The organism is Luteimonas kalidii (genome assembly GCF_029887935.1).
Classification (GTDB): domain Bacteria; phylum Pseudomonadota; class Gammaproteobacteria; order Xanthomonadales; family Xanthomonadaceae; genus Luteimonas; species Luteimonas kalidii.
The window spans coordinates 900,642-911,883 of record NZ_JARXRO010000020.1 but is presented as its reverse complement, the minus strand read 5'-3'; the positions used below and the strand labels follow the sequence as shown (position 1 = coordinate 911,883).

Genomic DNA, 11,242 nt, shown 5'->3' with positions numbered 1-11,242 from the left:
CCGTACGCGCTCGCGCCCACTTCCGATGCGGTCGTGGTCTGGTCCAGCAGCACCTCGCCCGTGTCCGGGTCCTCGTAGTACAGGCTGCCGCCCACCGCCGTGGCGCCGTCGGCCACCGCGGTCGCGTTGTAGCCCGACGCCGTCGCGTTCTGGCCTTCGGCGTACGCACCGCTGCCGTAGGCCGAGGCGCCGTCGCCATAGGCGTTCGCCGCTTCGCCCGAGGCGGTGGCGTATGCGCCTTCGGCATAGGCACCCACGTCGTCGCTCGGATCGGCGTCGTTGCCGGTCGCCTGGAAGTAGCGGTTGCTCGCCGTCGCCTCCTCCAGCTGGTCCACGTTCACCGCATCGGTGCCTTCCGTGCCCGCCGCCACGTTCGTCACCTGGCGCTCGTCGCCCTCCGCGCCAACAGACACCGTGTTGTCGCGGTCGGCCACGGAGCCCTGGCCCAGGGCCACGCTGCCCTCAGCCGTGGCAGTGCTGTCGGACCCGAGCGCGAGGCTGGCGTCGCCTTCGGCGGCGCTGAAATTGCCCAGCGCGGTGCTGTTGAAGCCGCTGGCGCTGGCCGCACCACCGACAGCGGTGGCGTAGTCGCCCGAAGCCTCGGTCGGAATCAGGCCGAAGAACGCGCCGCCCACGGCCACGGCGTTGTCGCCGCTGGCGATCGCATACTCGCCGACCGCGAGGGAATCGAAATTGCTCGCGACCGCACCGAAACCGACGGCGGTCGCGCCGGCGAAGGTCGCCTCGGCGCCGTAGCCCAGCGCGCTGGCGCCGAAGCCGCTGGCCACGCTGTAGCTGCCGTACGCGGCCGACCCATCGGCCGACGCGCTGCTGTTGAAGCCGGCCGCGGTGGCCTGGAGACCGGACGCTGACGCGTCGGTGCCGACTGCGGTCGCGTAGGCGTTGGTGGCCTGCGCGCCTGCGCCGTAGGCCGCGGCGCCATCGCCGTCGGCGACCGCGCCGGCCCCGGCCGCGAGCGCGCCTTCGCCATTGATGCTGGCATCGTCGCTACCGTCGTCGGCGCCATCGGCCTTGAAGTAGCGGTCGGTATGTTCGGCGACCTCGGCCACCGCCTCCACCGCGTCGGCCACATCGCCGATCTCGCCCGCGACCGCGTCCACCTGCCCGACCGTCGCCGCATCGCTGGCCGCGACGCCGTCAGTGACGTTGGTGATGCGCCGGGTCGCCGGGCCAAGCGTGCCCGCACCGCCTCCGTTGCCGACCGAGAACACGCCCGCCTCGGTCGCGCGGGCGCCATAGCCCAGCGCCACGCTGCCGGCGGCGGCGGGTGCGACGTAGGCGTTGAAGCCCATCGCCACCGCGCCTTCCGAGTGCGCCTGCGCGCCCTGCCCGACCGCCGTGCTGCGCGCACCCATCGCCTGGGTCGAGCTGCCGAGCGCGGTCGAAGCGGTGCCGTTGGCCCATGCGTTCGAACCCACTGCAGTGGTGTTCGACTGCAGCGCACGGGCGTTGTTGCCCAGCGCCGTGGAATTGGCGGACGTAGCCCGCGCCGCGTTGCCGACGGCGGTCGAACCGGCACCGCTCGCGGTGGCGCCGTTGCCGCAGGCCACGGCCGCAGTCCCGGACGCGACCGCGGTCCCGCACGCATCCGCGAGCTTGGCCGGCGGCCCCTTGCCGTGGTCGTGCGGCTTGGTCGCGTGATGGCCCTTCGTCACCGGCTTGCCCGGTCCGTGGGCCCCCGCGGCGCCCGCCACCACGATCGCGCCGGTCATCACCACTGCCTGCAACAGGCGGACGCCCTTGCCCTTGCCCTTGGCCCTGGCCAGTTCGGATGCGACGGCGACCTGGCCGGTGGACTGGTTCCAGACCCTGGAGTAGATGCGGTTCATCGATGGCCCCTTGTGACGTGGTTGCGGAATTCGCCGTAAAAGCGACGCACGGACGCACGGGGCGCCCGGCACGGATCGGTCGTCGGGGAAGGCGTCCGGGGGAGCGTGTCGCATGGCGACGGACGGGGCTGTAGCCATCCATGCGCGGTGCGGCAGCGCTGTTCCTGAACGCTCCTCGAATACTTGCGACTGTGACGGATACTCGCCGCGATTGACAATTTGCGTCAAGCCGTTCCGGACAAAAATGTCACTAATTGACAAAAGTGAACCGCAAGTGCCGTTGGAATCAGTGACTTGCGCGACATGATGCGGCCACGTTCACATGTTTCCGGCGAAACAGATTGGGAATTGGGCGGGTCGTGCCTTCACCGCGCCTCGACGGCGGTGTGATCGGGGCGTGCCCGGAGGCCGACGGCGCGAGCACGGACAGGGGGCACGAGCCGGCGACCGGCGCGCGCTGCGACGCAACACGAATCTCCGCAGCGGCGGGCACGTCGCGGCGGCATGGATCACCTATTCTTCGCAGGCCGCGACGATGCCTGGCACGCCCGCTCGCAATCGCGGACGCGATGCGGCCGTCCGGCCGCGGCCTATGACACGGCGGGCGCGTTGCGCGCCCGCATCAGTTCAGCCCAGGTGCCTGCGGGCGTTGCGGAACAGCCGCATCCACGGCGAGGCGTCCGGCCACTCGGCCGGCGCCCAGCTGAAGTTGGCGCGGCGCAGGGTCCGCTCCGGATGCGGCATCAGGATGGTGGCGCGGCCGTCGTCGCTGGTGACGCCGGCGACCGCATCCGTCGACCCGTTCGGGTTGGCGGGATAGCGCGCGGCAGGCGCGCCGTCGCCCCCGACGTAGCGCAGTGCCACGGGCGCCAGCGACGCATCCGGCGCGGCATCGAACACCGCGCGTCCCTCGCCGTGCGCGATCACGACCGGGATCCGCGACCCCGCCATGCCGGCCAGGAACAGCGACGGCGAGTCGAGCACCTCGAGCAGGCCCAGCCGGCCCTCGAACTGTTCGCTGCGGTTGCGCAGGAACCGGGGCCAGTGCGCAGCGCCCGGGACGATGTCGCGCAGCTGCGCCATCATCTGGCAACCGTTGCACACGCCCAGCGAGAACGTGTCGCCGCGTGCGAAGAAGGCCGCGAACTGCTCGCGCAGCGGTGCGTGTTCGAGGATCGAGGTGGCCCAGCCGCGGCCGGCCCCGAGCACGTCGCCGTAGCTGAAGCCGCCGCAGGCAACGAGCCCGGCGAAACCGTCGAGCGCGACGCGCCCGGCGGCCAGGTCGCTCATGTGCACGTCCACCGCGGTGAAGCCGGCGCGGTCGAAGCCGGCGGCCATCTCGACCTGGCTGTTGACGCCTTGCTCGCGCAGGATCGCCACCCGCGGACGCGCGCCGCTGGCCACGTACGGCGCGGCGACGTCCTCGCCCGGGTCGAAGGTGAGCACCGGCGACAGGCCGGGAGCATCGAACGTACGCGCGCCGTCGCGCTCCTCGTCGGCGCAGTCCGGGTGGTCGCGCAGGCGCTGCATCGCATGGCTCACGGACCACCAGGCGTCGAACAGTTCCTGCCACGACCATTCGGCCAGCAGCTGCGCGCCGTGCAGCACGCGGATGCGGCCGTTGCCGGTCGGGCGTGCGATGCGCTGCGCGCATTCGATCAGGCCGTGGCGCGCGACCAGGTCGGCGAACTCCGCCCGGTCGTCGGCGGCGATCTGCACCACGGCGCCCAGCTCCTCGGAGAACAACGTTCGCAGCACGTCCTCGGCGCGATCCTCGCCCCAGCCGTCGAGGTCGATGTCGAGCCCGCGGTGGGAACAGAACGCCATCTCGCACAGCGTGGCGAACGTGCCGCCGTCGGAGCGGTCGTGGTAGGCGCGCAGCAGCCCGGCCTCTCGCGCATCGCGGACCAGCTCGAAGAATGCCCGCAGCCGCTCGGGTTCGTCCAGGTCGGGGCAGGCGCCGCCGAAGGCGTCGAAACACTGCGCCAGGATCGATCCGCCCAGCCGCTGCTTGCCCGCGCCCAGTCCGATCAGCCACAGCTCGCTGTCGATGCCGTCGTCGAGCAGCGGCGTGAGTTGCGCGCCGACGTCGGCCACCGGCGCGAACGCGGTCACGATCAGCGACACGGGCGAGACGCTCCTGTGCAGCGCGCCGTTGGGCGACGTGGCGGCCGCGTCGGCGTTGCCGGCGGCGCTCCACTGCACCTGCATCGACAGCGAGTCCTTGCCCACCGGGATGCTCAGGCCCAGCGCCGGGCACAGCTCCATGCCCACCGCGTGCACGGCGTCGAACAGCTTCGCGTCCTCGCCCGGATGTCCCGCGGCGGCCATCCAGTTGGCCGACAGCTTGACCCGCTCCAGCGCCTCGACCGGCGCCGCGCACAGGTTGGTGATCGCCTCGCCCACGGCCATGCGCGCGGCGGCGGCGGCATCGATCAGCGCCAGCGGCGTGCGCTCGCCGATCGCCATCGCCTCGCCCGCGGTGCCCTCGAAGCCGGCGAGAGTCAGCGCGCAGTCGGCCACCGGCAGCTGCCACGGACCGACCAGCTGGTCGCGCGCGGTGAGCCCGCCGACGGCGCGGTCGCCGATGGTGACCAGGAACTGCTTGGCCGCCACGGTCGGATGCGCCAGCACGCGCAGGCCGGCCTCGCGCAGTTCGACCAGCTGCGTGTTGAGCATGCGCCAGCGCACCGGCGCCGGCCGGCTGGCGTCGCGATGCATCTTCGGCGCCTTGCCGAACAGCACGTCCATCGGCAGGTCGATGGCCGGAGGCGTGGACTCGTTGCGGGCGGATGGGATGGCGTCGGGAACGTGCGCGGCAGGCTTGCCCCCATCCGCCCTTCGGGCACCTTCCCTCGTGCGCGGGGGACGGACATGAGGAGGCAGGACATCGGCTCCGGCGCCGTAGCCGACGGTCAGGTGCTGTTCGGCCGTCGCCACGCCCACCGCCGCGAACGGGCAGCGCTCGCGTTCGCACAGCGCGGCGAACTCCGCCAGCCGGCCCTGCGACACGCCGAGCACGTAGCGTTCCTGCGATTCGTTGCACCACAGCTGCATCGGCGAGAGCGAAGGATCGTCGCTGGGTACGCGGTCGAGGTCGATCACGCCACCCACGCCCGAGTCGTGCAGCAGTTCCGGGATCGCATTGGACAGGCCGCCGGCACCGACGTCGTGGATCGAGACGATCGGGTTGTGTTCGCCCATCGCCACGCACTGGTCGATCACCTCCTGGCAGCGGCGCTCCATTTCCGGGTTCTCGCGCTGCACCGAGGCGAAGTCGAGGTCTTCGGCGCTTTCGCCGGACGCCACCGAGCTCGCCGCGCCGCCGCCGAGGCCGATCAGCATCGCCGGGCCGCCGAGCACCACCACCGCGTCGCCCGGACGCAGCGTGTGCTTCTCGACCATCGTCCGGTCCATCGCGCCCAGGCCGCCGGCGAGCATGATCGGCTTGTCGTAGGCACGCGCGGGCTCGCCGTCGTGCTGCAGTTCGAAGCTGCGGAAATAGCCGAGCAGGTTCGGCCGCCCGAATTCGTTGTTGAACGCCGCGCCGCCCAGCGGGCCGTCGAGCATGATCTCCAGCGCCGGCGCCATGCGCGGGTTCAGCGCGCGCGGCGCCTCCCACGGCTGCGGCAGCGTCGGAATACGCAGGTACGACACGCTGAAGCCGGTGAGCCCGGCCTTGGGTTTGCCGCCGCGGCCGGTCGCGCCCTCGTCGCGGATCTCGCCACCGGCGCCGGTGCTGGCGCCCGGGAACGGCGAGATCGCGGTCGGATGGTTGTGGGTTTCGACCTTGATGCAGAACGCGCTGTCGAGCACGGCTTCCGCGCGGTATTCGCCGCTGTCCGGATCGGGCCGGAACCGGGCGGCCGGATAGCCCTCCACCACCGCGGCGTTGTCGCTGTAGGCCGACAGCGTGTGCTGCGGCGTCTTCGCATGCGTGTTGCGGATCATGCGGAACAGCGACAGCGGCTGCTCCTCGCCGTCCACCGTCCACGAGGCGTTGAAGATCTTGTGCCGGCAGTGCTCGGAGTTGGCCTGCGCGAACATCATCAGTTCGACGTCGGAGGGATCGCGCCCGAGTTCGCCATAGCGCTCGCGCAGGTATTCGATCTCGTCCGCGGCCAGGGCCAGGCCCAGGCGCGCGTTCGCGTCCTCCAGATGCGGCAGCGCGATGCGCTCGACCGCGCCGCGCGCCGGGATCGCGAACAGGCCCGCGGCGTCCTCGCTGGCCGCCAGCAGCGACTGGGTCATCGGATCGTGCAGCTCGCGGCCCAGCGTCGCCTGCGTCGCCGCGTCCTCCGGCCAGCCGGCCAGGTCGATGCGGGTGCCGCGCTCCACGCGCCGCACCGGCTGCCCGGCGCCGCGGACGATGTCGGTGGCCTTGCTGGCCCAGGGCGAGATCGTGCCCAGGCGCGGCGAGACGAAACGCGACACCACGCCATCATCCAGCGGCGCGCGGCCATCGCCGGCTTCGAGCATGCGCCGCAGCGCGGCCCGGTCCGGCGAGGCGCCGGGCTCGGGCTCGATCCAGTACACGTGCCAGGCGCCGGCGATCCGGACTCCGGGGGCAACCGATTGCAGGCGGAGCTCAAGCCGTTCACGGCGGAACGGCGACAGGGCCGGAAGGCCCTCGAGGACGATCATGTCCGGCAGAGGCTGGGAGCGGGCCGCCTATTGTAAGGGCGATTGCGCCAGGCCGCCCGGAATCCCGGCCGCGGCCCGCCGCGTCCGCACAGATCAGCCGCCGCCGGCGGCCTCGACCTGCTGCAGGGCCGAGAGCAGCGCGTCCGGCGGCATGTAGCCGGGCATCTGCACGCCGCTCGCGGTGACGATCATCGGCGTGCCGGTCAGGCCCACGCGCTGGCCGAGCGCGTACTGCTGCGCGACCGGGTTGTCGCAGGTGCGGGGCGGCACGCGGTTTCCATCCTTGGCGTCGGTGAGCGCCTTGCGCCGGTCGGGCGCGCACCACACCGAGACCATCAGGTCGTAGTCGGGCGTGTTCAGGCCCATGCGCGGGAAGGCCAGGTATTCCACCGCGATGCCGCGCTTGTTGTACTCGGCGATGTCCTGGTGGAGCTTGCGGCAGTAGCCGCATTCGACGTCGGTGAACACCGAGACGGTGTATTTCGGGTTGGGCGGCGCGAACACGATGCGGTCGCTGGCCGGCACCCCTGCGATCAGCTTGCGCCGCACCTCGGCCACCCCGGCCTGGCCCACGTCGCGCTTGGCCTCGACGTCGAACAGGCTGCCCTGCAGCAGGTACTTGCCATCGTCGCTGACGTAGACCGTCTGACCGCCCACCACCACCTCGCGGAAGCCGGGCAGCGGCGCGGCGGCGATCGCGTCGATCTGGATCTCGGGATTGATCGATTCGATCGCCTGCCGGGCGCGGTCCTCCGGGGTGCCGGGCCGGGTCTCGATCGGCGTCGGCGTAGTCGCTTCCGCGTTGTCGCCGGACTGCGCCGCATCGGACGACGGCGCCTGCGCGCAGGCGGACAGGCTGGCGGCACACAGGACGGAGAACAGCAGGCTGGTCTTCAGGGGCATCGGGAGTGGGCGCGCGCACGCGTTCGGCGGGGAGGCCCGGATTGTCGCATGCCCGTTTCCGCAGGCCCGCGCCCGACGGCCCGCCCGCCGGGGAACCGTTCAAGTGCCGCCCGGCGCGCTCAGCCGGCCGCCACCGCCTGCGCATGCACGCCAGCCACCGCGCGGCCGGACGGGTCGGCCATCGCCGCGAAGCTCGCGTCCCAGGCGATCGCGGCGGGCGAGGAACAGGCGATGGACTTGCCGCCCGGAACCGTCTCCGCGCAGGCCGCGCCCGGATAGCACTGCTCGAACAGCATCCGGTAGTAGTACGCCTCCTTGGTCTGCGGCGGGTTGTGCGGAAAGCGGCGGTTGGCGGCGGCCAGCTCGCGGTCGCTCACCTGGGCCTCGGCGTGCGCCTTGAGGCCGTCGATCCAGCCGTAGCCCACGCCGTCGCTGAACTGCTCCTTCTGCCGCCACAGGATCGAATCGGGCAGATAGCCCTCGAACGCGTGGCGCAGGAGCCCCTTCTCCATGCGCTGGTAGCCGGGCTCGCCCTTGCGCACCATCTTGTGCGCGGCGTCCATGCGCATCGCCACGTCGAGGAACTCGCGGTCCAGGAACGGCACGCGCGGCTCCACGCCCCAGGCCATCATCGACTTGTTGGCGCGCAGGCAGTCGTAGTTGTTGAGCGCGTCGAGCTTGCGGATCAGCTCCTCGTGGAACTCGCGCGCGCTCGGCGCCTTGTGGAAGTAGAGGTAGCCGCCGAACACCTCGTCGCTGCCCTCGCCCGAGAGCACCATCTTCACTCCCATCGCCTTGATCCGGCGCGCCAGCAGGTACATCGGCGTGGATGCGCGGATGGTGGTGACGTCGTAGGTCTCGATGTGGCGGATCACCTCCGGCAGCGCGTCGAGACCTTCCTGGAAGGTATAGGTGAAACCGTGGTGGACGGTGCCGATGGCCTCGGCCGCGATCTCGGCGGCGGCGAGGTCGGGCGAGCCGTCCAGGCCGATCGCGAACGAATGCAGCCGCGGCCACCAGGCCTCGCTGCGGTCGTCGTCCTCGACCCGGTGGCGGGCGTAGCGCGCGGCGACGGCGGCGACCAGCGAGGAATCCAGCCCGCCCGACAGCAGCACGCCGTAGGGCACGTCGCTCATCAGCTGGCGGTGCACGGCGGCCTCGAACGCCTCGCGCAGCGCCTGCGGCGAGACCTCGACGCCCTGCACCTGGTCGTAGTCGCGCCAGTCCTGCCGGTAGTAGCGCACCAGCGCGCGGGTGGCCGAATCGTAGTAGTGCCCGGGCGGGAACTGGGCGACGTCGGCGCAGATCGGCGCCAGCGCCTTCATTTCCGACGCCACGCACAGGCGCCCGGCGCGGTCGTGGCCCCAGTACAGCGGCACCACGCCGATCGGATCGCGCGCCACCAGCACCCGGCCACGCGCCGCGTCCCACAGGGCGAAGGCGAAGATGCCGTTGAGCCGCTCGAGGAACGCCGCCGGGCCTGCGCCGTCGGGATCGCTCTGCCGGTACAGCGCATTGATCACCTCGCAGTCCGATCCGGTCTGGAACGCGTAGCCGTCGCCCAGTTCGGACTTGAGTTCGCGGTGGTTGTAGATCTCGCCGTTGACCGCCAGCACGAGTTCGCCGTCGACCGAACGCAGCGGCTGCGAGCCGCCGGCCGGATCGACGATCGCCAGCCGCTCGTGCACCAGGATCGCGCCGGCGTCGTCGTACACGCCGCTCCAGTCCGGGCCGCGATGGCGCTGCTTCTGCGACAGCTCCAGCGCCTGCCGCCGCAGCGCGGGGATGTCGTCGCCGGGTTGCAGCCCGAACATGCCGAAGATGGAACACATGGGACGCTACTCCTTGGATTGCGGTCGGACCGACCCACACGAAAAGGCCCGCACCTTGCGATGCGGGCCTGCATGGACGGCGTGGGATCTGGAATCTACGCCTGGCTGCAGCCCGCCGTGCGGACGCGATTGTTCGCCGCATTGCGATTGCGGTCCGAATTCGTCGCGTTGCCGGTGGTCTGCATGGCCATGCCGCGAACGTACCCCGGCGGGCCGGCGCCTTGCAACAGTTGCAGACACAACCGTCACCGCCGCGCCGGAATACTCGCCGGCGGGCTGGCCGCGGGCCGGCGACGCGACAGGGGACCAGGATCTTGAGCGAGACCATGCAGCGGCTGTCCCGGACATCCCAGGTGATCGCGATGCTCGCGCGCTACCGGCGCGCCGGCATCCTCACCGGGCTCGACCTCGGCGACGTCCACGAGGACGACGCAGCCGATGCCGGCACCGATGCCATGGCCGAACGCTTCGTGTCCGACCTCGAGGCGATGGGCCCGGCCTTCGTCAAGCTGGGCCAGGCGCTGTCCACCCGCCCCGACCTGGTGCCGGCGGCCTGGATCGTCGCCCTTGAACGCACCCAGGACAACGCCACCCCGGCCTCGATCGACGACATCGAAGCGCTGCTGGAGAAGGAACTCGGCGTGCGCGCCAGCAAGGTGTTCGCGCAGATCGATCCCGAGCCGATGGCTGCGGCCTCGCTCGCGCAGGTGCACCGCGCGACCCTGCACGACGGCCGCATGGTGGCGCTGAAGATCCAGCGTCCGGATGTCGCCGGCTCCGTGCGCACCGACCTGGACGTGCTCGCGCGCCTGGCCGGCACCGCCGACACCCTGACCGATGCCGGACGGCGCCTGCGCCTGTCCGACTGGATCGCCGAGTTCCGCAAGGCGATGCTGGACGAACTGGACTACCGGATCGAGGCCGAGAACCTGGACCGCTTCGGCCGCCACCTCGCCGGCTACGAACGCCTGCGCGTGCCGCGCCCGCTGTGGGACTACGTGACGCCGCGGCTGCTGGTGATGGACTGGATCGACGGCATCAACGTCACCCGCATCAGCGGCCTGCGCCGCACCGAGCAGGACACCGCGCCCGCCACCGCCGAACTGCTGCACGCCTATCTCGACCAGGTGTTCGTGCACGGCGACATCCACGCCGACCCGCATCCGGGCAACGTGCTGCTGTGCCCGGACGGCCGCATCGCGCTGATCGACCTGGGCATGGTCGCCACCATCCCGCCGCGCCAGCGCGAGCGGTTGCTCAAGCTGGTGTTCGCCGCGGTCGACGGCCGCGGCGAGGACGTGGCGCGCGAACTGGTGGCGCTGGGCACGCGGCTGGAGGACTTCGACGAGAGCGCCTACGTGCGCGAGATCTCGCAGGTGGTGGCGCGCTACGCCAGCGCCACGCGGCGTTCGTCCGAGGGCCGCATGGTGCTCGACCTGGTCCGGCGCGCGACCGAATGCGGGTTGCGCACGCCGCCCGAGATCAGCCTGCTGGGCAAGACCCTGCTCAACCTGGAGCGGGTGGTCGATGCGCTCGCCCCCGAGGTCGACGTGCGCCGCGAGATCGAGGCCCACCTGCAGTCGCTGATGCGCGACCGGCTGCGCAAAGCGCTCTCGCCGGCCAACCTGGCGACCGAGGCGATGGAACTGCAGGAACTGGTGCGCGAGGCCCCGCGCAAGCTGTCGGACACGCTGTCGCTGCTGGCCGCCAACCGGATGCAGGTGCGGCTGGACGGCCTGGACGATTCGCGGTTGATGGAGAACCTGCAGAAGATCGCGAACCGGATCGCCTCGGCGGTGGTGATCGCGGCGCTGCTGCTGTCCTCCACCCAGATGATGCGGCTCGACGTCGGGCCCACCCTGTTCGGCTATCCCGCCCTGGCGATGCTGATGTTTCTGGTCGCGGCGGTGCTCGGGATCCTGCTGGTGGTCAGCGCAATGCGACACGACCGCCATGCGCGGCCGGTCGAGCGCAGCGGCGCGGAATAGGATCGAAGCCTCGCGCCGCCCTCCC

General features: G+C 71.6%; 5 protein-coding genes. 1 reads left to right on the top strand and 4 read right to left on the bottom strand.

Translation table 11 applies throughout. From position 1 onward, the window contains the following. The 4 genes from QFW81_RS17645 to asnB form a co-directional block, all read right to left on the bottom strand. Positions 1-1,850, bottom strand: a 1,850-nt coding sequence (locus QFW81_RS17645; RefSeq protein WP_280580525.1) for an ESPR-type extended signal peptide-containing protein, incomplete at its 3' end; no start/stop codon positions are given. A gap of 627 nt (positions 1,851-2,477) precedes the next feature. Next, entirely contained in the window at positions 2,478-6,494 is a 4,017-nt protein-coding gene (purL, locus tag QFW81_RS17640; RefSeq protein ID WP_280580524.1) for a phosphoribosylformylglycinamidine synthase, read from the bottom strand. Between the two features lie 93 nt (positions 6,495-6,587). Continuing rightward, the gene (locus QFW81_RS17635; RefSeq protein WP_280580523.1) at positions 6,588-7,397 is read right to left on the bottom strand and encodes a thioredoxin fold domain-containing protein; all 810 of its coding nucleotides are present in this window, start codon (positions 7,395-7,397) and stop codon (positions 6,588-6,590) included. A 119-nt stretch (positions 7,398-7,516) separates the two neighbouring features. Next, positions 7,517-9,229: an asparagine synthase B gene (asnB, locus tag QFW81_RS17630; RefSeq protein WP_280580522.1), complete on the bottom strand. Its 1,713-nt coding sequence runs from the start codon at positions 9,227-9,229 to the stop codon at positions 7,517-7,519. Positions 9,230-9,555: 326 nt separating this feature from the next. On the opposite strand from asnB, the gene QFW81_RS17625 reads away from it, so the two are divergent. After that, positions 9,556-11,217: an ABC1 kinase family protein gene (locus QFW81_RS17625; protein WP_331488100.1), complete on the top strand. Its 1,662-nt coding sequence runs from the start codon at positions 9,556-9,558 to the stop codon at positions 11,215-11,217. Positions 11,218-11,242 lie beyond the last annotated feature (25 nt).

Coding starts and splice junctions, on each gene's coding strand:
- purL (WP_280580524.1), bottom strand. CDS start 6,494: ATGATCGTCCTCGAGGGCCTTCCGGCCCTGTCGCCGTTCCGCCGTGAA.
- QFW81_RS17635 (WP_280580523.1), bottom strand. CDS start 7,397: ATGCCCCTGAAGACCAGCCTGCTGTTCTCCGTCCTGTGTGCCGCCAGC.
- asnB (WP_280580522.1), bottom strand. CDS start 9,229: ATGTGTTCCATCTTCGGCATGTTCGGGCTGCAACCCGGCGACGACATC.
- QFW81_RS17625 (WP_331488100.1), top strand. CDS start 9,556: ATGCAGCGGCTGTCCCGGACATCCCAGGTGATCGCGATGCTCGCGCGC.